Consider the following 21,293-nt stretch of genomic DNA (forward strand, 5'->3'; position numbering starts at 1 on the left):
GATCTCTCCCTATTTGCTAACTGTGCAGCCTGCCCTGCGGCGCAGGGCGGCACACAGCGGCTTCAGCCCATCAGGCTGGTATGGATGTCTTCGGCCGCGTCGCGGCCCTCGGCAACGGCGGTCACGGTGAGGTCTTCTCCGCCCGAGGTACAATCGCCCCCGGCCCAGACCCCGGCGACGGACGTGCGGCCTGTCTCGGAGACCGCGATCTTGCCGCCAGTGACGTCGATGCCTTGCGGCGCGCCCTCCAGCGTTTGCCCGATCGCCTTGAACACCTGATCGGCGGCCAGACGAGTGGTCTCGCCGGTGCCTTTCACGCGTCCGTCGACAACCTCAGTGTATTCCAGCTCGATCTCAGCGGATGCGCCATTGCCGTGGATAGCCTTTGGCATCACGTTGAACATCAGCTTAACGCCCTTGGAAGCGGCGAGATCCTGTTCGAACCGGCTGGCGCCCATGGCACCGCGATCCCGGCGATACGCGATGGTGACGTTTTCCGCGCCCAGCAGTTTCGACTGCACCGCCGCGTCCACCGCGGTCATGCCGCCGCCGATCACCACCACGTTGCGGCCCACCGACAATTCGGTCAGATCATCCGCCTGGCGCAGATCCTCAATGAAGGACACTGCGTCCCGCACGCCTTCCTTGTCCTCACCCTCGGTGCGCAGCGCGTTGACGCCGGCGAGACCGATCGACAGGAACACCGCGTCATGGTCGGCCTTCAGCCCTTCGAGGGTCAGCCCCTTGCCAAAACCCTTGTCATATTCGATCGAAATGCCGCCGATCTGCAGCAGCCAATCGACCTCGCGCGCGGCAAAGTCATTGGTGGATTTATAGGCGGCGATACCAAATTCGTTGAGGCCACCAGCCTTGGACTTCGCCTCATAGACCACCACGTCATGGCCCTTCATCGCCAGACGATGCGCCGCGGCCAGTCCTGCCGGGCCTGCGCCCACAACAGCGATCTTCTTGCCGGTGCTGGCGGCGCGGGTGAATGGATGCACGTCCTGCTCCATCAACAGATCGGTGGCATAGCGCTGCAGGCGACCGATTTCGACCGGCTTGCCTTCGGCCACTTCGCGCACGCAGACCTCTTCGCAGAGAGTCTCTGTCGGGCAAACCCGGGCACACATGCCACCAAGGATGTTCTGGTTCAGAATTGTTTTGGCCGCGCTTTCAGCATGCCCACCCTGAATTTCACGGATGAACTGGGGAATGTCGATCGAGGTGGGGCACGCGGTCATGCAAGGCGCATCGAAACAGAAATAGCAACGATCCGCCGCGACCGTGGCCTCATGCGCGTCAAAGGGCGCATGAAGATCCCCGAAGTTGTCGGCAATCTCTGCCGCGGACAAGCGCGCGGCGTGAATCCCGGATGCCTGGTGGCTACTCGCCATTGGGTATCTCCCTATTGGTGTTGGGTGTTCGTTTTTTCTCTTGTTGTTGGAATCAGAGTGCCACAGGCTGATTTTTTATCAACTGGTAAAATTTTGGATTGCTGTATTTTCTTCATAAAACGCACAAACAGCAGCCCGTAACCCACTGTTCCAGTTGAAGAAGGCGTAAGTGATGAAATCGGTGGCAGATGCGCGTGATAGCACGTCACCAGATCGTCAAACGCAAAACGGGGACCTGAGTCCCCCCAGATCCCCGTTCAAACAGCTGTGTGGCGCAGGCCGCGTTAGTGCATGCCGAGCGCTTCTTTGTACATTTCCAGCACCGCCTCTTCTTCGGCAATGTCGTTCTCGTCACGCTTGCGCAGAGCGATGATCTTGCGCAGAACCTTGACGTCATACCCGCGCCCCTTGGCTTCGGCCATGACCTCTTTCTGCTGCTCGGCGATCGCTTTTTTCTCTTCGTCCAACCGCTCGAACCGTTCCACGAACTGACGCAGCTCGCCTGCGGTCACGCGGTAGTTTTCGCTCTTTTCGTCTTCGGTGATGTCCATGTGATGGCCCTCGTGCAATTTGCCTCAACTGGTCCGGCTTGTCACCGGTTGAGGCAGAGGGATACAGCGCCCTCCCCCGCCCCGCAAGACTGGAGTTAACCGCCCTCGCGCTTGCAGTGCGGCGACCACTCTTGTAGGCGCTAATCCACCGGTACGGCCCGCGCGCGCTTCGCTGCGTCGGACGCTTGAGACAAGAGGTAGGCGGAAATGGAATATCTGGTTTGGGCCGGCGGCGCCCTGTCGATCCTGGGCATGCTGGGGCTTGCATGGTGCGTGCTGAGCGTCGTGCGCGCAAAGCGCAAAGGGCTCGACGACGAGGAGCTGCGCGCCGTGTTGCAATCGGTTCTACCGAAGAACCTCGGTGCGTTGCTGCTGTCGGTGCTGGGTCTGATGCTGGTCATGGTCGGCCTGTTCCTGAGCTGATCGCCCCGGATCAGGCTTCTGACCGGTTGCGACACCGACCCAGGCGCAACCGGCGTTCTTCAATGTCGCGTTTCAGATCGGCATATTGTCGAACTGGCTTTCGACGATTTCGTCATTGAGAACCTGCTCCGTGCGGCGCAGATGTGCGGGCACCGAAACTCCGGTGTCCTTGATCCGCTTCAAGACCTGCGCAAACTCTGGCTGCAGGTCCAATCGAGCCTGTTCCGGCGCGATGCGGATCTCCTTCTCAAGCTGGCAGGCACGTTCAATCAGTTGCTCCGTGGTCATTCGTTACTCTCCTCCCCTACACAACGGCATCACTGGCCCCGAGGCAGTCTCTGGCGCGTCGCCGCATTGCAACAGTCTACATCAATCCAGAGTTGCCGCAATGTCAGGCGAGCGCAATTCCCTAAACTGACGCAGGCCTGCAGAAAAAGTCTAAAAATAAGGCATGCCGCACTGCAGCGAGGACGAGCTTTGATTTCTGCACACGCAAATGAAATACTGCGATAGCTAGCGTTAACTCAACTCTTACGTGTGTATCGCATAGGAGCTCGACAACCAGAACCACATTTATTTTCTCGGTCGATTTTGTTGCAGTGCAGCACCCTTCTCAGGTGATCGGGAACCAGAAAATTCCGGATCAGCCCCGCCATTCCTGTGCTGGCGGCGCGCCCTCGCGGGACGTCGACGCGAACGCAGCGCCAAAACGTTGCGGTACTGTCTCATGTCCAGAGAGGTTGCAGCCGCCTCACCTTTGCACGGGCTCTGTCGCTGGGTGCGCGTCGGCACGGCTGTGCCGGGAGCGCGCCTGTGCTTCGTTCTGGACCAGCACGCGGCAAACGCGTAAACAAACGCCATGGATGCACGCACGCTTACGCCCCGCTATTCGGTTACTCCGCAGATCTCCGTGGAGGATGTTCCCGCCATTGCCGCAGCCGGTTTCACGACCGTGATCTGCAACCGCCCTGATGCGGAGGTTCCGCCGAGCCATCAGGCGGATACGATTCGTACTGCTGTGGAAAGCGCCGGTCTGACCTTTCATGTCCTGCCCCTGACACATCAAACGATGACCCCAGAGAACGTCGCTCAGCAACGTGCCTATTTTGAAAATGCCGACGGTCCGGTACTGGCCTATTGTGCCTCCGGGACACGTTGCTCTGTGATCTGGGCCCTGGGCCAAGCGTCCGACGTGTCGGTGGACGAGATAATGTCGACAACGCAGAAAGCGGGCTATGACCTGTCTGGTTTGCGCCCAACTCTGGAAGCGCTACAGGGCTGAGGCTGTTTCCAACGCTCGATAAAGTCACATTGCATATGGCCCGCGCATGACATGCCGGGCCATTTTCGATAGAACACACCACGCGTTGCTCATAGCTGGTTGCTCAGACGCGTTTCGCGCCATTTGCGCCTCGTCGACCTTAAGTGCCGGTTTCAGGCAGCTCGTGATTGAGGCCCGCAAGTTCCGAAATCTCTGCTGCGGCATCATCTGCGTTGAAATCCCCGAGATCGTTCATCGGCAGTTCCGGCAGCTCCCCCATGCCAGCAAAATCACCCATCGGCATATCGCCCGCATCGAGCCCGCCGTCGAGATTGCCACCGAGGTCGCCGCCCAGGCCTCCCCCGAGGTCTCCGCCGAAATCGTTGCCCATCATGCCGCCAAAATCATCGCCGAGGCCATCGCCCGGCTCTTGCAGCCCCTGTGCCGCAATCGACAGGTCCAATGTATTGTCTTCGAGCGCGGGCGCTGCGCCCTGGCCAATGCCGTCAGAGAAGACACCTTCGTTGCTGGGAACCATCCGGGTGCGCTGCTCATTGAGACGCACGGCCCTAGCGCCGTTGATCTGACCGAGGCGTCCCTTCGCAATGTGCTGACCGTTGATCGCGATCAGATCAGTCTCATAGAGATAGGCCTGATCCAGCGGCAGCAAATCGCCAGCCTTGAGGCCAGAGAACTGGCGCAGTGGAATACGCTTCTTGCACAGGACGGCCGAAAGCTCTGCGCGCATTGAGCCGACGCTGGAGCCAAGGCGCGGCCCGCTCACCGAATTGGATTCGTCATATTCCTCGACCGACGGTTCCGGCAGCACCAAGCAGATCTCGCCCTGCATCTTGCCGGTCGCCAGATCCACATTGAGGTTGATAACGCGATAGTCATCAGCTTCCATCCCAAGGACCAGCGTGCGCACATCCTCGACCTGAGCGCCAAAGCGATAGCCCTCGAAGATGCGCAGATCGGTCTGCTCCTCAAGCAAGGCCGTGACCTTGGAGAACATTTTTTCAAGGAACTCCGCCACCATGGCGGCATCCGTGGGCGTATAATTTCGCTCGTCACCGTACATGCCAAGCACGGTGCCCATGGTCTGCTGTTGAATCAACGCGGTCACGGCCGCCGCGTCGAATGTGGCCGCGCCGATGCGCCCTTCCGGACAATCCAGCACCACCAGCAAATGCTTGTCGGACAGAAGTCCACTGAGATCCTCTGGCACGCGGTTGGTCTGGCGCGCTGCAATCACCGCCATGGGCAGTTCACACAGGTCCTCCGCTGCACGCGCAACAGACCTGCGCAACGCCTTCAGCGTGATCGAGCCGCCTGTTCCTGCTGTGCCCTCTTTTGAGGCCGCAAGTTTTCGCGCCAGTCCCCCGACCGCGCGCTTGCCATCCTCGCTTTGATCCTTGTCAGTCATAAAATGAACCTGAGCCTTCCACACCCGTATGAAACTGGTTTTAGCCCAGAGCTGGTTACCAAGACCTTTACAGAATTCAGCGGATTTCTTCTATTTTCATCTGAATTGGAAAAGTTACACGAAACGCCGCCCCCGCAAGCGCTGGTTGAAAGCTAATATCGCCTCCAAGACGGCGCATGATCTCCTTGCAAATCGCCAGGCCAAGCCCCGCCCCACCAGCACGTTCCGGCGTCGCCCGCGAGAATTTTTCAAAAATCATCTCGTGGAAATCTGCCGGGATGCCCACGCCATTGTCACAAAAATCGACATGAACCTGCCCGTTCATATTGGAAACGGAAATTTGTAACTCTGGTGCAACGGCTGTGCAATATTTCTGAGCATTCGCAATGAGATTGATAAAGACCTGCGACAGCCGGTCCACATCCGTTTCCATCTCCATCGCCTCCGCTTTGCGATCCCGCGTGACGCGCAGGGGCCCATCTGCCCCGGCCAATGCGGATGCGACGGCATGGTCGAGAATATCCGACAGATGACGGTGAGACACATTAAGCGTCACCTCACCGCTCTCCAATACACTGAGATCAAGCAGATCGTTAAGCAGCCGCGTCAGACGCAGAGCCTCGTCATGGATGATCGACGCGTATTTATGCTGCTCCTGTGCATTCAACCCCGGCTCGTCCCGCAAGATCTCTGAGAACGCCCGGACGGAGGTCATGGGCGTGCGCAATTCATGGCTGACCTGACTGAGAAAGACGTCTTTCTGCTCCGAAAGCTGCGTCAACTTCTGGTTGGTCTCACGCAGCTGCCGCGCAGTGCGCGACAGTTCCTGAGACTGCATCTCCAGCCGACTTGAATACTCCAGAAGCTGCGCCAACTCGTCCGCCACAGCCAACAGATCTTCAACCGACACCGCCGCCCCGCTGACGATCTGACCGATCATCGCATGGGCTGCGGCCGCCCCGATCGAGGCGCTCAGCTCGCGCTCCAATTGTTCCAGGAAAATCGGAGTCGGCTCCGGCAGAGGCCCGGGTCCTCCCTGACGTTTCAATGCCGCCTGAAAAAACACCTGCGCCTCGTCCGGACCCAGGATGCGTTGCGACATGATCATCAGGTCCTCGCTCTGGGCAACTGAGCCGGTCCAACCGCCGGGTCCTGCGGAATGATCAAAGACATGTACGAATTGCGCACCCTGCAGGCGCTCCATCGGGCTTGGAAAACTGCAAACGGAAACAATCGCATAGGCGGCGATATTCAGGCTCATGGACCAGAGGACGCAATGCACGATCGGGTCCAGCCCCTCGATTCCAAACAGGGCCTGCGGTCGAAGCCAATGCAGGCCAAACGGTCCCTGCATCAGCGTCTCGGCCGAGAACACCCCGCCTGCAACCTCCGGCAACAGAAGCGTATATCCCCAGACCGTGAAGCCGATGAACAGCCCCGCCAGCGCCCCGGACCGGGTGGCACCGCGCCAGAACAACCCGCCCACAAGCGCAGGCAGGATTTGCGAAATACCGGAGAACGATATCAGGCCAATGGCGGCCAATGCGGCGCCTCCGCCGGAAATCTGGTAGTAGGCATAGCCCAGCCCCATGATGGCAGCGATCGAGAAGCGGCGCGCAAAAAGCACCACGGAGCGCACATCCCCCGACACCGACGCACCACCAAAGGCTCCGGTGGTGCGCAGCCAGATCGGCATGACGATGTGGTTTGACACCATGGTCGACAGGCTCATGGCGGCGACGATCACCATCGACGTTGCCGAGGAAAACCCGCCGAGGAACGACAGCATCGCCAGCCCGTTCTGCCCTTGCGACAGCGGCAGCGTCAGCACGAAGAGATCCGGATTAGCCCCCTCCGGCAATAGCTCCAGCCCGAGAGCCGCAATCGGCACCACAAAGATCGAGATCAGCAGCAGGTAGGTGGGAAAGGCCCAGGCGGCGACGCGCAGATGTCGCTCGTCCTCATTCTCCACCACCATGACCTGAAACATGCGCGGCAGGCAGACGAAGGCAGACGCCGCCAGAAACGTGATCGCGGTCCATCGCCCGCCATCGACCTGCCAACCGCCGATAGGCGATTGGTCTACGCGATCCAGCACCTGTTCCACGCCCCCGGCCAGCCCCCAGACGACAAAGATGCCGACCGCAACCAGTGCAATCAGCTTCACCACCGCCTCTAGTGCGACGGCCATGACCACGCCGTGGTGGCGCTCATTCGCATTGAGATTGCGGGTTCCGAACAGAATCGCAAAAAACGCCAGCCCGGTGGCAATCCAGAACACCGTGCCGCTTTCGTTGTGGCTCCGGGTTGGATCCGCCTCGGCGAAGATCGCCACCGACAGGGTGATCGATTGCAATTGCAGCGCGATGTAAGGTGTAACGGCGATCACCGCGAGCACGGTCACCCCGATGGCCAAGACGTTGGATTTGCCGTAGCGCGCCGACAGCAGATCCGCAATCGAGCTGATCCGCTGGCTGCGCCCCACGCGCACCAGTTTGCGCAGCCCCCACCACCAGCCGATCATCACCAGCGTCGGGCCAAGGTAGATGGTGATATACTCCATCCCCGACCGTGCCGCATATCCAACCGCGCCGTAGAATGTCCAGGCAGTGCAATAGATCGACAATGAGAGCGTATAGATCAGCGGTGATCGCATGAAGCGCGCGCTGCGCCCCCTGAGAGCCTGCCGATCAGCCCAGAATGCCACCATGAACAAGAGGGTCACATACCCGATACTGACCATCGCCAGAAGGTTCAGTGAGGTCATGCCTTCGTCTCCGAGGAGGAGCGATCTGCCTCCGCATCCGGCAGGCGTTCTGTCAGCACATCTACGGTTTCTGTCGGAGCGCCCTTGCCTGTCCAATGCACCGCCCAGCGACGCACCGCGATGGAAAAGCCAAACGAAAACAGGATCAGTCCGATCCAGACAGAAAAGACATAAATCATCCCAGAGGACATGCTGCTGCCCGACTGGCTATCCGGCGCCACATCAGCTGACGGGCCAAGCTCTCGCCGTGCCCACAACAACGGCACCAGAAACAGCAGAGCCCCGATGAAGGGCGCAAGGCGCGAGATATCCATCAGGCGTCGTCGACGATAGGTACGCCGTTCGACAAAGGGGGCACGCAGCTCGTCCTTCCCGCCTGCGCCATCGGAGCGTATCATCGCGCGCAGCTCAGCCTGCGTCGCATATGGACGACACGGAGGGCATTCCTTGCTGCGCCTGAGCGTTCAGGTCGCGCACCGCGGTCAACACTTCCGTGTTAGAAAACGGCTTGGTCATGAAGCGGGTGACGCCAGCGCGTTCCGCCATTTCACGATCCTTGAGCTGACCGCGTGCGGTCAACATCAGAACAGGCAGATGAGCCATCGCCTCCACCTCTCTGATTTCGCGGATAATTTCCATACCGCTCTTACCAGGCAGCATAAGGTCGAGAATGACCAGATCGGGCGCCTCGGCCTCGATCACCGCCAGCGCATCGCTGCCGTCTGCATGTACCTTCACCTGCCAGCCCTCGCGTGAGAGCAGGAAGCGGATCGCCTCTGCGATATTGGCTTCGTCTTCGATCAGAACGACTCGTCCAGCCATAGTCCCTCATGTCCTCCCCATGCACCGCGCCGTTTGCCGGTTCCTCCGGGTGCGGGGCGATCTTTGCATAGAACCAAAGCATCTGTCACCCGGCAGTTACATCTGCGCATGTTCCGCCCCGTCCGCATCCCGCAGGATCGACGGTTCACGACGCGCGGCGCACCCACGACGCACACAGATGCGACAGCTGGCCCCCACGGGGCGCGAGTCTTCCGGCACAGGCTCATCGGGGAGCTGCGACGGCAGGATCAGCATTGCCGCCCGCAAGACTGGGTCATGGTCAAAGATCGGGGGCTCTGCCGTCCAGGAGATCGCAAAGCACGCGCTGTCACGCGCGGCCCGACCCTGCTGGTGAACGCGCCGTCGGATTGGCCTGCCCGGCTGCGACAGCGCCGTGAACAGCGGCCACAACGGGCAGGACGCCCCAAACCGTGGCAGTGAAAAGCCTGCGACCGGCTTGCGAAACAGGATCGAGCCGGAGGCGTCACAGATCACCAGACCAGCGGGGCGTCCCAAGACCTCTTCCGGGATCACCGCGAGACGGCGCAGCATGCGATGCAGATCGACGCCAAACTCCCGCGCCAGAACATCCGGTGCGACGCCACAGCGCCCTAGCGCTTCCTGCAAGATGGCCAGCGGCATTTCGCGGGCATCCGTCTCGTAATCCGCCAGCGCTGCTGCCGCGAGTTTGCGGGCGGCACGGCTGTCCAGTTCGGACGCCGCATCCGCAATCTGCTGCGCGCTGCGCTCGCCCGCCTCCAGCTCTGCAAAATAGAACCCCCGCGCGGTAAAGAACGCCTCGACTTCCTCCTGTGGAATTCCACGGCGCTCCACCCCCTGATCGCTGTCGTCCAGAAACCGCACAAGCGCCCGGCTGCTGTCGGCCAGCCGCTGCGCATCTTCGTCCAGGTTTCGGTGAAATCGGTCGCGCCACTCGGCTTCGAGTTCACCCGGCTCTGCCAGAATGCCCGCGGTGGAGCGGATGGCCGCAGCGGTGGACAGGACCTCGTGCAATGACGCCGCCAGATGCGGATCATGAGTCAGCCGATCCGAAAGACTGCGCACCGTGCGTTCCAGCGCGCCAATGCGGCCGTGCGTTTCAGCCAGCACTTCCGCCCAACCGGGAAAGCGGCCGGCAAATTCGTCGACCCGATCTATTTCCACTGCCGGCGTGCGCGCCTCCGCGGCTGCCTCTCGCAGGGAGGCCACCAAGGTCGCCTCGACACCATCGGTCAGGATCGACGGCTCAACGCCCAGCACATTCGCCAGCGTCACCAGCAGCTTGCCACCAATTCTGCGGCGGTTGTGCTCGATCAGATTTAGGTATGAGGCGGAGATCCCCACATCCCGTGCCAGATCAGCCTGACGCAGCCCCAGCATCAGGCGCCGCTCACGAATGCGGCTGCCGGTCAGACTGTCTCCTGCCATGGCGATACCTCCTCCAGCAAAACGTCGGATTTTCAAAGGCTTTCTGCGTCGCAGAATAAGAAAATTTACCGCAAACAGGGTGCCTCTGTACATTTCTTTACAGAAAAACCCCACAAAACAAGGGTTTTATTGCGATGATTTACAATACGCGCCCATACTCATTTTGCACAATGATGCGAGGAGACGCGCGAAAGTGAGGAGTCGCGCCTCTCCTTTTTATTCCAGGGAGGAAACCAAATGTCCAAGACAGACCTAAGCCGTCGTGGCTTGCTCAGAACCGGTGCCGTGACAAGCGCCGGGCTGGCGCTGCCGACGATTTTCACCGCGCAGAGCGCCTCGGCCTTCACCAATGATCCAACCGGCGGAAGCGTCACCCTCGGCTTCAACGTGCCGCAGACCGGTCCCTATGCGGATGAGGGCGCCGACGAGCTGCGCGCCTACCAGCTGGCGGTCGAGCACCTGAACGGCGAAGGCGACGGCGGTATGCTGAACACCTTCACCTCCAAGGCGCTGGAAGGCAGCGGCATCCTGGGCAAGAAGGTGGAATACGTCACCGGCGACACCCAGACCAAATCTGATGCGGCGCGCGCCTCTGCGAAGTCGATGATCGAAAAAGACGGCGCCATCATGATCACCGGCGGGTCGTCCTCCGGCGTTGCGGTTGCGGTTCAGGGCCTGTGCCAGGAGGCGGGCGTCATCTTCATGGCGGGTCTCACCCACTCCAACGACACCACCGGCAAGGACAAGAAAGCCAACGGTTTCCGTCACTTCTTCAACGCCTACATGTCCGGCGCTGCGCTGGCTCCGGTGCTGAAGAACCTCTATGGCGATGACCGCAAGGCCTATCACCTGACCGCCGACTATACCTGGGGCTGGACGCAGGAAGAATCCATCAAGGCCGCCACCGAAGCGCTGGGTTGGGAGACCGTCAACACGGTGAAGACCCCGCTCGCTGCGACCGACTTCTCCTCTTATATCGCGCCGGTGCTGAACTCCGGTGCGGACGTGCTGGTGCTGAACCACTACGGCGGCAACATGGTGAACTCGCTGACCAACGCGGTGCAGTTCGGCCTGCGCGAGAAGGAAGTGAACGGCAAGAACTTCGAGATCGTCGTGCCGCTCTACTCCCGTCTGATGGCCAAGGGTGCGGGCGAAAACGTGAAGGGCATTCACGGCTCCACCAACTGGCACTGGTCGCTGCAGGACGAAGGCTCCAAGGCGTTTGTGCGCTCCTTCGGCACCAAATATGGCTTCCCGCCCTCTCAGGCGGCGCATACCTGCTACGTGCAGACGCTGCTTTATGCGGATGCCGTGCAGCGTGCCGGGTCGTTCAACCCCTGCGCGGTGGCCGAAGCACTCGAGGATTTCGAATTCGACGGCATGGGCAACGGCAAGACGCTCTATCGCGGCGACGACCACCAGTGCTTCAAGGACGTTCTTGTGGTGCGCGGGAAAGAGAACCCGACATCCGAGTTCGACCTTCTTGAGGTCGTCGAAGTCACGCCACGGGCGCAGGTCGAATACGCAGCGGATCACCCGATGTTCGCAGGCGGCCAGCTTGGGTCCTGCAACCCGGGCTCCTAAGCGAGAGCACACAGCACAGGTCGGGCGCGGCACACGCGCCTGACCACCCCTCTCCCGCACAGCTGAGGTCCACCTGAAACGCGCCCCGATGGCCATCGGGCGTGACCTGCTGCTGCACTCCGAAACCAGCCACCCAGACGAACCGGAAGGTGGGGATCATGGACGCATTCCTTCTGCAAATCCTAAACGGGCTCGACAAGGGCTCTGCCTATGCGCTGATCGCATTGGGCCTGACACTCATCTTCGGCACTCTTGGTGTCGTGAACTTCGCCCATGGGGCGCTGTTCATGATCGGGGCCTTCTGCGCGGTGACGCTGCAGAAGATCTTCAGCCTCAGCTACGAGACCGTGGATCCCGACAAGACCGACTTTCTCGGCAACCCGCTGAAAGTGAAAACCCCTTATGTGGAAAGCTGGTTCGGCCCAGAGTTCGGTGGTGCGATCATCGACTGGTCGGTGCCACTGGCGATTCTCTTTGCGATCCCGATCATGGTGGCCGTCGGCTTCATCATGGAGCGCGGGCTGATCAAGCATTTCTACAAGCGCCCCCATGCGGACCAGATCCTGGTGACCTTTGGCCTGGCTATCGTGCTGCAGGAAGTCATCAAGTATTTCTACGGTGCCAACCCGATCCCAACGCCCGCGCCCGATGCGCTGAACGGTGTTGCCAACCTCGGCGCGGTGATCGGCATGGACCTGATCTATCCGGTCTGGCGCATCGTCTACTTCTGCTTTGCCTGTCTCATCATCGGCGGCGTCTTTGCCTTCCTGCAGTTCACCACCTTCGGCATGGTGGTGCGCGCCGGCATGGCCGACCGCGAAACAGTGGGGCTCCTCGGCATCAACATCGACCGTCGCTTCACCATCATGTTCGGCATCGCCGCCGCGGTGGCAGGGCTGGCGGGCGTCATGTACACGCCGATCAATTCGCCCAACTACCACATGGGCATGGACTTCCTCGTGCTGTCCTTCGTTGTGGTCGTTGTGGGCGGCATGGGCTCCCTGCCCGGCGCCGTCCTTGCGGGCTTTTTGCTCGGCATTCTCGAAAGCTTTGCCTCGATGGAATGGGCCATCAACCTGATCCCCGGCATCAACCAGATCATCATCTACCTCGTCGCCATCATCATCTTGTTGGTCCGCCCACGTGGCTTGATGGGGCGCAAAGGCGTGATGGAGGACTAACCCAATGTTCGGACTTGATAAAAGAGACACAACCCTGCTTCTGATTGTGGCTTGCCTCGCGATCTTTGCACCCTTCATCCTGAACCCGTTCCCGACCGACAGCGGGCTGGCACAGTTCAACGCCGGCTACCCGGACCTGATGCAGCGCTTCGTGATCTTCGGGATCTTCGCCATCGGCTTCAACATCCTCTTCGGGCTTACAGGCTACCTCTCCTTCGGTCATGCGGCCTTTCTCGGGGTGGGCTCCTACTCGGCGGTCTGGATGTTCAAGCTCCTGAGCATGAACGTGCTGCCGGCGATCATCCTCAGCGTCATCATCGCGGGCCTGTTTGCCCTGGTGATCGGCTACGTGAGCCTGCGTCGATCCGGCATCTACTTCTCGATCCTGACGCTGGCCTTTGCGCAGATGTCCTTCAGCCTCGCCTATTCGGTGCTGACGCCGATCACCAATGGTGAGACTGGCCTGCAGCTGACACTGGATGACCCGCGGGTGCTGGGCCAGACATCCACGGCGGATGGTTCGATCCCGGTGACCAACTTCTTTGGTCTGGAGATGCGCGGCACCTATGAGATGGCGGTGGGCCCCTGGGCGTTCCAGTTCAACATGGGCTACTACCTCTGCGCGCTGGTGCTGATCGCGGCCTTCTACCTGTCGATCCGCATTTTCCGCTCACCCTTCGGCATGATGCTGCGGGCAGTGAAATCGAACCAGCAGCGGATGAACTATACCGGCCTCAACTCCAAACCCTACACGCTGGCGGCCTTCGTGATCTCCGGCATGTATGCGGGGCTTGCCGGTGGGCTGATGGCGTCGATGGACCCGCTTGCGGGCGCGGAGCGGATGCAGTGGACCGCCTCTGGTGAAGTGGTTCTGATGACCATCCTTGGCGGTGCAGGCACCTTGATCGGGCCAGTGCTGGGCGCGGGCTTCATCAAATACTTTGAGAACATCTTCTCCAAGATCAACAGCAACGTTCTGCACAGCTGGTTCAGCTTCCTGCCGGATGGGCTTGAGGATTTCATCGTCTTCATCATCTACCCGTTCATCGGCAAGGGCTGGCACCTGACCCTGGGCATCCTGTTCATGCTGGTGGTGATCTACCTGCCAGGCGGTCTGGTCGAAGGCGGACAGCGCATCGGCAACTGGATCAGAGGGCGCAAGAAGTCTGACGCCCGTCAGAACGAAACCCACCCGGCGGAATAAGGAGAGAAATCAATGAGCATTCTCGAAGTCAAAAACGTCGGCAAACGCTTTGGTGGCCTGCAGGCGCTCTCGGATGTGAACCTCTCCGTCAAGGAGAACTCCGTTCACGCCATCATCGGCCCCAATGGGGCCGGTAAATCCACCCTGCTGAACTGTCTGGTGGGCAAGCTGATCCCCGACACCGGATCAGTGATGTTCGATGGCCAGTCCGTGCTGGGGCGCGCACCCTACGAGATCAACCAGATGGGGATCTCTCGCGTGTTCCAGACGCCCGAGATCTTTGGCGATCTGACGGTGCTGGAAAACATGATGATCCCCTGTCTGGCCAAGCGGGATGGCGCGTTCGAGTTGAACGCGATCGCGTCCGTCATGGGGCAGCGGGACATCATCGACAAGGCCGAGCATATGCTGGTGGAGATGAACATGGCCGACAAGCGGCACATGCATGCCGCTTCGCTGTCGCGCGGTGACAAGCGGCGGTTGGAAATTGGCATGTGCCTCAGCCAGGAGCCGCGCCTGCTGCTGCTGGACGAGCCCACCGCCGGCATGGCGCGGGCCGACACCAACAACACCATCGACCTGCTGAAGCAGATTTCCGACCAGCGTGACATCACTATCGCCATTATCGAACACGACATGCATGTGGTGTTCAGCCTCGCCAACCGGATCACCGTATTGGCCCAAGGCACCCCGCTGGTGGAGGACAACCCAGAGAATATTCGTGGCAATCCAAAGGTCCGCGAAGCCTACCTCGGCGAAACCGCGTAACAAGGGGACAGAGATATGAACGTCAAACCTGATTTCTCGAAAGGCGCCAATCAGGCGGCCACCGCCCCTGCCTTCCTGTCGATCTGGGATGTGCATGCCTATTATGGCGAGAGCTATATCGTGCAGGGCATCAACTTCAATGTCCACGAGGGCGAAATTCTGGCGCTGCTGGGCCGCAACGGCGCGGGCAAGACCTCGACCTTGCGGTCGATCGCCCGCACTGGATCGCCCATGGTGACACGGGGCGAGATCTGGCTCGACCACCAGCCGCTGCACCTGATGGCAAGCCATGAGGCCGCTGCAGCAGGCCTTGGTCTGGTGCCAGAAGATCGCCGCATCATCGCCGGCCTTACCGTCGAGGAAAACCTGCAACTTGCGCAGATTGCCCCGCCCATCGGTTGGTCCATCGAGCGGCTCTATGAGCTGTTCCCGCGTCTTGGCGAACGCCGCAAACAAGAGGGTGTGACACTTTCAGGCGGCGAACAGCAAATGCTGGCGATTGCCCGTGCCCTGGCCCGCGACATCAAGGTTCTGCTGCTGGACGAACCTTATGAAGGCCTTGCCCCGGTGATTGTGGATGAGATCGAAAAGACCCTCATCCACATCAAGGAACAGGGCATGACCACGGTCATCGTTGAACAAAACGCCGTGCGTGCACTGCAACTCGCGGATCGCGCAGTGATCCTGGACACTGGCGGCATTGTCTTTGACGGCACCGCGGCAGAGGTGTTGGAAAACGAAGAGCTGCGTTCGGAATATCTCGCGATCTGAGCCCCCTCTCCTCCCCGTCGCACGGTCTTGGACAGCCGGGCGCACCTTATCGACCGGGCCTGTTTCAGCGCCCGGTCATCTTTTGCCCCGGTCATTTTTTGCGACCTCCGGGGCCTGCGCCCTTTCCCAGGGCGGTGCGTTCGGCATAAGACAAAGACCATGTCTGATCCCGCATTTGAATTCGCCCCCGTTGGTCTGGCCCTGCTTGAGCATCGCGTCATCAAGCGCTGCAACCTCCAATTTGCGGAAACCTTCGGTGGCAGCCCGGCAGAGCTGTGCGAGCTGCCGATTGCAGCCCTCTACCCCAGCGCCGAGGACTATCAACGCATCGGAGAGATCCTGCAGCTGCCCGAGGCGCAAAGCGGGGTCTACAATGATGAGCGCATCATGCGACGCACCTCCGGCGCGCTCTTTTGGTGCCGTGTCCGGGGCCGCTCCACCAGCATCAGCCAGCCCTTCCTGACCGGGGTGTGGTCCTTTGCCGACCTGTCCGAGGAACGCCCGGTGGTCAGCCTGACCCCGCGTGAGCGTGAGGTGGCCATTCTGACCTGCCGAGGGCTCTCGGCCAAGGAGATCGGACTGAAACTCGACCTCTCCTACCGGACGGTAGAGACTCACCGGGCGCGGCTGCTGGACAAATTTGGAGCACGCAAGCTGCCCGAGCTGGTGGCAAAACTCAGCGGCATGCCCCTGTAGGCGAGGTCTGCGGCGGAACATTCCCCTGCAAAAACCATTGTAAACCGCCGGTTTCATCCCCATCCTGTGCCCTGACTGAGTACACTTTCCTTATGGTCAGCTATGGCCTATAAGGCCGCAAATTCCCGCCCCGGAACCGTTCGGGGCCAGACAGGACCCTGCCGAGGAACAAAATGACAAATAAATCTCATGAAGCAGATGTGGCATTCATCAAGGCTCTGGCAGAGCTTTTGCGCGAGAACGACCTGACCGAACTACAGGTGAAGCGCGACTATGCCGAGGATGACAGCCTGAACGTCCGCGTTTCCCGTCAATTCCCCGCCGCACCGGTTGCGCCGATGCAGATGGCAGCCCCGGCCCCGATGGCCGCAGCAGCACCTGCCGCAGCCGCCCCGGCCGCCGCAGCCACACCTGCCGAGGATCCGGCCAGCCACCCCGGTGCCGTAACCTCGCCGATGGTGGGCACCGCCTATCTGTCCCCAGAGCCGGGCGCGTCCGGCTTCATCAGCGTTGGCCAGCAGGTCAGCGAGGGCGACACGCTGCTGATCGTCGAAGCGATGAAAACCATGAACCACATTCCGGCGCCCAAATCCGGCACCGTGAAGCGCATCCTGGTTGAGGATGGTGCTGCGGTGGAATTCGGTTCCCCGCTTGTGATCGTCGAGTAAGGCGCAGCCATGTTTGACAAAATCCTGATTGCCAACCGGGGTGAGATCGCGCTTCGCGTGATCCGCGCCTGCCGCGAGATGGGCATCCAGTCCGTGGCCGTGCACTCCACCGCCGATGCCGATGCAATGCACGTGCGTATGGCTGACGAGTTGATCTGCATCGGCCCGCCCTCCGGCGCCCAGAGCTACCTGTCGATCCCCGCCATCATCTCCGCCTGCGAGATTTCCGGCGCTCAGGCGATCCACCCAGGCTATGGCTTCCTGTCCGAGAACGCCAATTTCGTGCAGATCGTCGAAGATCACGGCATCACCTTCATCGGCCCCTCGGCGGAACATATCCGCCAGATGGGCGACAAGATCACCGCCAAGGACACAGCCAAGGCGCTTGGCATCCCCTGCGTGCCCGGCTCTGATGGCGGCGTGCCGGACGTGGAGACCGCCAAGAAGGTCGCCGCCGACATGGGCTACCCGGTGATCATCAAGGCGACCGCCGGTGGTGGTGGCCGTGGTATGAAGGTGGCCGAGACCGCCGCCGATCTGGTGCAGGCCTTCCAGACCGCGCGCTCCGAATCCAAGGCGGCGTTTGGCAACGACGAAGTCTACATGGAGAAATATCTCCAGAAGCCGCGCCACATCGAGATCCAGGTCTTTGGCGACGGTCAGGGCGGCGGCGTGCATCTGGGCGAGCGCGACTGCTCCTTGCAGCGGCGCCACCAGAAGGTGTTCGAGGAAGCCCCCGGCCCCTCCATCACCGCCGAGGAACGCGCCCGCATCGGCGAAATCTGCGCCAATGCCATCGGCAAGATGGGCTATTCCGGCGCAGGCACCGTCGAGTTCCTTTATGAGGACGGCGAGTTCTACTTCATCGAGATGAACACCCGTCTGCAGGTGGAACACCCGGTGACCGAAGCGATCTTTGGTCAGGACCTGGTGCGCGAGCAAATCCTGGTGGCCTCCGGTCAGAAACTGTCGTTCTCGCAAGACGATCTGCAGATCAACGGTCACGCCATCGAGGTGCGCATCAACGCCGAGAAACTGCCGAACTTCTCGCCCTGCCCGGGCAAGATCACCGCGTTCCACGCGCCGGGCGGTCTGGGCGTGCGGATGGATTCGGCGCTCTATGACGGCTATTCGATCCCGCCCTACTACGACAGCCTGATCGGCAAGCTGATCGTGCATGGCCGCGACCGGGACGAGGCGCTGGCGCGTCTCAGCCGCTCTCTGGGCGAGCTGATCGTGGATGGCGTTGACACCACCGTGCCGCTGTTCCACGCGCTGCTGCAGGAAAAGGACGTCCAGACCGGTGATTACAATATTCACTGGCTGGAAAAATGGCTCGACGCCAACCTGTGAACCAGACTTGATGACGACAGGGGTGGCAGAGTTTCTGCCGCCCCTTTTTTTCATTGTGTTAGACTCCAACTTATGACGCTGAGCGCAGATCTCCTATTGCATGCCTATGCCAGCGGCGTCTTTCCCATGGCGGAGAGCCGCGACGACCCCGACGTATTCTGGGTCGACCCCAAGCGTCGTGGCATCCTGCCGCTGGATGGGTTTCGCATCTCTCGCTCGCTCGCCAAGCGCATTCGGCGAGGTGGCTATGAGATTGCGATCAATACCGATTTTGCCGGGGTCGTGACGGGCTGCGCAGATCGGGAAGAGACCTGGATCAACGACGAAATCTTTGATCGATATGCGGAATTGCACGACATGGGCTTCGCCCATTCGCTGGAGGTCTGGCAGGATGCAGAGCTGATTGGGGGTGTCTACGGCGTGTCGCTGGGGGCGGCGTTCTTTGGCGAGAGCATGTTCTCGCGCCGAACCGATGCCTCAAAGATCGCCCTGGCCTATCTGGTGGACCGCCTGAACGCCGGCGGCTACATCCTGTGTGACACCCAGTTCATTACGCCGCACCTTGCCTCACTCGGCGGGCGGGAGATCGCTCGCGCACGCTATCGCAGAATATTGGCAGAGGCCTTGCCACAATCCGGGGATTTCCTGTCACCAGAAATCCCTGACCCTCAGCTGCTCTTGCAGCGCAGGACCCAAACGTCGTAACGGCGATGGTCCAGCGCATTCAGCGCCGGGCTTGACGCGATCATCCAACCATCAAAGAATACTTTGCCGTCCTGACGATCCCGGATGCTCAGATAGGCGTAAGCATCGCCAGAGGGGTTCTCGGTTGGATAGCGACACTCTTTCAGCGTCACCAGCAATCCAAAGACCTCTGCGGAACTGCCGGTTTGCAGCTCGACATCAACGCTCTTGCCGTTGACTTTGTCGAGGCCACGCAAGCTGACAATATTGCCTTTTTCCGCCTCGACCCGCTCCACCGTTTCGCGTTTCTCGGGCACCAGAGGCTCGGTCGGCGCAGGGGCCAATTCTTCGATAGAGATGGACTGAGCGGCCACAGTTGTGGCGCAGGCGAGACCAAACAAAACTGTCGTTAGTCGAAACATCACGAGTTGTCGCCGCCGCTGCCGGATACGAACTTCACCAGAAGTGAAATCAGGCTCACCGCCCCTTGGGTGTCCACGATCTCGTCACCGGATTCAAAATTGAACGGCGACCCTCCGGGCATGACTTCCACGAAGTTGCCGCCCAGCAGGCCTTCGGACGCGATCACGATGGCGCTGTCGTCAGGGATCATGATGTCTTTACTTACCGAAAACGTCGTATCGGCGCGAAACGTTTCTGCGTTCAGCTCCACACCGGTCACCGTGCCGATCTTGACACCAGCCAGCCGGACGTCCGTGCCGACGCTGACACCTTCAAGGGAACGGAACGACGCGGTGAGCGGATAGTTTTCACCGCCGCGGGACAGGCCCGCCGCCTGCGCCGCATAGAAAGCGAAGCCCGCAGCAACCACCAGCACAAGGCCGCCGGTCAGAACTTCGGTCGTGGAATGGGTCATTCAAAACCTGCCTTTTGGCCAGATCGAAACGGGTCATCAGGTTGATCTCTGATGGCCCAGAAAATTGCTTTATTCGGGGCTCCAGGCCTCGTAGTCGCTGCGCTCTTTCGGAACGCCGCCAGCCCGGATCGAGCCTGCAGGCGCATAGGCCAGCATAGTACCGGTCAGGTTTTCCTGATGCGGCTTTTCCCACGGCTTGTGCTGCAGCGGCTTTTCACTGGGCACCTCGTTGAAGGTGCGGTGCAGCCAGCCGTGCCAATCCGCGTCGACACGGGAGGCTTCGGCCTCGCCATTGAAAATCACCCAGCGGCGACTGTCATCAGCGTTGCGGTAGAACACATTGCCCTGACCGTCCTCTCCAACCTTCACCCCCTTGCGGCGGGTGTAGATCATGGTGTTCAGGGTGGCGCCGTTCCACCAGGTCACGGCCTGCAAAAGCGTATTCAGGATTCCCATCGGTCCCTCCGAAAATCTCGTTCCCGATATGGCGCATTCTGCGTCCGAGGTCCAGTGGTTCGCGCCCCCGTGGTGAAGACGCAGGCGGGAATTGGCAGTTTTAACGCAATCGCTTAGGAGGTTGAGGCCTGTTCGCCGCGATATTCACAAAACCGTAAACGATTTCCAAAGGGATCGGTCACGGTGATTTGCAGCCCCCATGGCATAGCCTCAAGCGCCGGTTTGATGTTGCGATAACGCCGATCGCCCAATTCCTGATGCAGGGCCATGGCGCCCGTGATGGGCACAAAGCAGGTTGAGCCCGGCGTCGCATCCCCGTGGTGTTCGCTCAGATGCAGCACGCATCCGGACCGAGAAATCTGCATATAGGTGGGGAAATCCTCTTCGTGGCGATGTTCCCAATCGACGGAAAACCCGAGATAATCGAGATAGAACTGCTGGGCCTTCTCCAGATCAAAGATGCGGATCACTGGGATAGCGGGGCGGATGTCGGTGGACGCCTTGTCTGTCATCTGATGCGCCTCAGGCCGACGGCGCCAGCGCGGTGACTTCGATCTCGATTCGAAATTGCGGCGCAATCAGATTGCACTCGATCATTGTCGCAGCCGGTGGGTGATCCCCAAAGGCGTCCTTCAACAAAGGCCAGCAGGGTTCGAACTCGGCGGCATCCGGCAGGTAATAGTTAACCCGCACCACATCCGCAAAACTGGCACCAGCCTGTTGCAATGCACTCCGGATCGTCTCAAGCGCAGACCGGCACTGAGAGATCACATCATCGCCCTGCCCCACTGTGCCAGCCACATGAACAAAGCCCCCTGCGACCACGGCCCTGCAGTATCCGATCTTGTCTTCGAATTCACCGCCGGAGGAAATGCGTCTGATGGTCATGAGGGATCCTTCTCTGTCTGCACAGTCAGTGTCTTGCTCCCAATTTTGTAGGCGATCACGCGGGGGGGCAGAATTGCAATCTAAACAA

General features: G+C 60.5%; 24 protein-coding genes. 11 read left to right on the plus strand and 13 right to left on the minus strand.

Annotated elements, in window-relative coordinates:
• Window positions 1-62 precede the first annotated feature (62 nt).
• On the minus strand, window positions 63-1,397 hold the full coding sequence (locus R1T40_RS07120; protein WP_317386400.1) for an NAD(P)-dependent oxidoreductase: 1,335 nt from the start codon (window positions 1,395-1,397) through the stop codon (window positions 63-65).
• A 284-nt stretch (window positions 1,398-1,681) separates the two neighbouring features.
• Window positions 1,682-1,948 carry a DUF2312 domain-containing protein gene (locus R1T40_RS07125; RefSeq protein WP_106164760.1) on the minus strand — a complete coding sequence of 89 codons (267 nt, stop codon included), beginning with the start codon at window positions 1,946-1,948 and terminating at the stop codon, window positions 1,682-1,684.
• A 207-nt stretch (window positions 1,949-2,155) separates the two neighbouring features.
• Between R1T40_RS07125 and R1T40_RS07130 the strand changes: the two genes are divergently transcribed.
• A complete protein-coding gene (locus tag R1T40_RS07130) occupies window positions 2,156-2,371 on the plus strand; it encodes a hypothetical protein (protein ID WP_317386401.1) in 216 nt (71 codons plus the stop codon).
• Window positions 2,372-2,443: 72 nt separating this feature from the next.
• Here the strand turns inward: R1T40_RS07130 and R1T40_RS07135 are convergent, their stop codons facing one another.
• The gene (locus R1T40_RS07135; protein WP_317386402.1) at window positions 2,444-2,659 is read right to left on the minus strand and encodes a hypothetical protein; all 216 of its coding nucleotides are present in this window, start codon (window positions 2,657-2,659) and stop codon (window positions 2,444-2,446) included.
• A gap of 571 nt (window positions 2,660-3,230) precedes the next feature.
• Here R1T40_RS07135 and R1T40_RS07140 point away from each other — a divergent pair.
• Window positions 3,231-3,653 carry a TIGR01244 family sulfur transferase gene (locus tag R1T40_RS07140; protein WP_317386403.1) on the plus strand — a complete coding sequence of 141 codons (423 nt, stop codon included), beginning with the start codon at window positions 3,231-3,233 and terminating at the stop codon, window positions 3,651-3,653.
• A gap of 139 nt (window positions 3,654-3,792) precedes the next feature.
• On the opposite strand, the gene R1T40_RS07145 is transcribed toward R1T40_RS07140, so the two are convergent.
• The 5 genes from R1T40_RS07145 to R1T40_RS07165 form a co-directional block, all read right to left on the minus strand.
• Window positions 3,793-5,058 carry a FliM/FliN family flagellar motor C-terminal domain-containing protein gene (locus R1T40_RS07145; protein WP_317386404.1) on the minus strand — a complete coding sequence of 422 codons (1,266 nt, stop codon included), beginning with the start codon at window positions 5,056-5,058 and terminating at the stop codon, window positions 3,793-3,795.
• A gap of 76 nt (window positions 5,059-5,134) precedes the next feature.
• On the minus strand, window positions 5,135-7,825 hold the full coding sequence (locus R1T40_RS07150; RefSeq protein ID WP_317386405.1) for an ATP-binding protein: 2,691 nt from the start codon (window positions 7,823-7,825) through the stop codon (window positions 5,135-5,137).
• Complete coding sequence (locus tag R1T40_RS07155) at window positions 7,822-8,223, minus strand: hypothetical protein (protein ID WP_317386406.1); 402 nt, start codon at window positions 8,221-8,223, stop codon at window positions 7,822-7,824. The genes R1T40_RS07150 and R1T40_RS07155 overlap by 4 nt, the downstream gene beginning before the upstream one ends.
• A gap of 10 nt (window positions 8,224-8,233) precedes the next feature.
• Complete coding sequence (locus R1T40_RS07160) at window positions 8,234-8,647, minus strand: response regulator transcription factor (RefSeq protein WP_106164767.1); 414 nt, start codon at window positions 8,645-8,647, stop codon at window positions 8,234-8,236.
• Window positions 8,648-8,743: 96 nt separating this feature from the next.
• On the minus strand, window positions 8,744-10,075 hold the full coding sequence (locus R1T40_RS07165; protein ID WP_317386407.1) for a helix-turn-helix domain-containing protein: 1,332 nt from the start codon (window positions 10,073-10,075) through the stop codon (window positions 8,744-8,746).
• A gap of 237 nt (window positions 10,076-10,312) precedes the next feature.
• Here R1T40_RS07165 and R1T40_RS07170 point away from each other — a divergent pair, with 237 nt between their 5' ends.
• From R1T40_RS07170 to aat, 9 genes are all read left to right on the plus strand, one after another.
• The gene (locus tag R1T40_RS07170) at window positions 10,313-11,659 is read left to right on the plus strand and encodes a substrate-binding protein (RefSeq protein WP_317386408.1); all 1,347 of its coding nucleotides are present in this window, start codon (window positions 10,313-10,315) and stop codon (window positions 11,657-11,659) included.
• A gap of 158 nt (window positions 11,660-11,817) precedes the next feature.
• Window positions 11,818-12,840: a branched-chain amino acid ABC transporter permease gene (locus tag R1T40_RS07175; RefSeq protein ID WP_106164770.1), complete on the plus strand. Its 1,023-nt coding sequence runs from the start codon at window positions 11,818-11,820 to the stop codon at window positions 12,838-12,840.
• A gap of 4 nt (window positions 12,841-12,844) precedes the next feature.
• A complete protein-coding gene (locus R1T40_RS07180) occupies window positions 12,845-14,044 on the plus strand; it encodes a branched-chain amino acid ABC transporter permease (RefSeq protein WP_106164771.1) in 1,200 nt (399 codons plus the stop codon).
• 12 nt (window positions 14,045-14,056) lie between these two features.
• Window positions 14,057-14,812, plus strand: a complete 756-nt coding sequence (locus R1T40_RS07185) for an ABC transporter ATP-binding protein (RefSeq protein WP_106164772.1) — start codon at window positions 14,057-14,059, stop codon at window positions 14,810-14,812.
• Between the two features lie 15 nt (window positions 14,813-14,827).
• On the plus strand, window positions 14,828-15,583 hold the full coding sequence (locus R1T40_RS07190; RefSeq protein ID WP_106164773.1) for an ABC transporter ATP-binding protein: 756 nt from the start codon (window positions 14,828-14,830) through the stop codon (window positions 15,581-15,583).
• 159 nt (window positions 15,584-15,742) lie between these two features.
• Window positions 15,743-16,279, plus strand: a complete 537-nt coding sequence (locus R1T40_RS07195) for a PAS and helix-turn-helix domain-containing protein (protein ID WP_317386409.1) — start codon at window positions 15,743-15,745, stop codon at window positions 16,277-16,279.
• Window positions 16,280-16,452: 173 nt separating this feature from the next.
• Window positions 16,453-16,947: an acetyl-CoA carboxylase biotin carboxyl carrier protein gene (gene accB / locus R1T40_RS07200; RefSeq protein ID WP_317386410.1), complete on the plus strand. Its 495-nt coding sequence runs from the start codon at window positions 16,453-16,455 to the stop codon at window positions 16,945-16,947.
• Between the two features lie 9 nt (window positions 16,948-16,956).
• Entirely contained in the window at window positions 16,957-18,300 is a 1,344-nt protein-coding gene (gene accC, locus R1T40_RS07205; protein WP_317386411.1) for an acetyl-CoA carboxylase biotin carboxylase subunit, read from the plus strand.
• A gap of 72 nt (window positions 18,301-18,372) precedes the next feature.
• Entirely contained in the window at window positions 18,373-19,005 is a 633-nt protein-coding gene (gene aat, locus R1T40_RS07210) for a leucyl/phenylalanyl-tRNA--protein transferase (RefSeq protein WP_317386412.1), read from the plus strand.
• On the opposite strand, the gene R1T40_RS07215 is transcribed toward aat, so the two are convergent.
• The 5 genes from R1T40_RS07215 to R1T40_RS07235 form a co-directional block, all read right to left on the minus strand.
• Window positions 18,969-19,406 carry a DUF2155 domain-containing protein gene (locus R1T40_RS07215; RefSeq protein ID WP_317386413.1) on the minus strand — a complete coding sequence of 146 codons (438 nt, stop codon included), beginning with the start codon at window positions 19,404-19,406 and terminating at the stop codon, window positions 18,969-18,971. The two genes, aat and R1T40_RS07215, sit on opposite strands and share 37 nt — an antisense overlap.
• Window positions 19,406-19,861, minus strand: coding sequence for an outer membrane lipid asymmetry maintenance protein MlaD (mlaD, locus tag R1T40_RS07220; RefSeq protein ID WP_317386414.1), 456 nt, complete (start codon window positions 19,859-19,861; stop codon window positions 19,406-19,408). Before mlaD ends, R1T40_RS07215 begins: the two co-directional genes overlap by 1 nt.
• A gap of 69 nt (window positions 19,862-19,930) precedes the next feature.
• Window positions 19,931-20,317, minus strand: a complete 387-nt coding sequence (locus R1T40_RS07225) for an NADH:ubiquinone oxidoreductase subunit NDUFA12 (protein ID WP_317386415.1) — start codon at window positions 20,315-20,317, stop codon at window positions 19,931-19,933.
• Window positions 20,318-20,430: 113 nt separating this feature from the next.
• On the minus strand, window positions 20,431-20,829 hold the full coding sequence (locus R1T40_RS07230; protein ID WP_317386416.1) for a glyoxalase superfamily protein: 399 nt from the start codon (window positions 20,827-20,829) through the stop codon (window positions 20,431-20,433).
• A 10-nt stretch (window positions 20,830-20,839) separates the two neighbouring features.
• The gene (locus R1T40_RS07235) at window positions 20,840-21,205 is read right to left on the minus strand and encodes a RidA family protein (protein WP_317386417.1); all 366 of its coding nucleotides are present in this window, start codon (window positions 21,203-21,205) and stop codon (window positions 20,840-20,842) included.
• Window positions 21,206-21,293 lie beyond the last annotated feature (88 nt).

Source organism: Tritonibacter scottomollicae (assembly GCF_032924845.1).
GTDB lineage: Bacteria > Pseudomonadota > Alphaproteobacteria > Rhodobacterales > Rhodobacteraceae > Epibacterium > Epibacterium scottomollicae.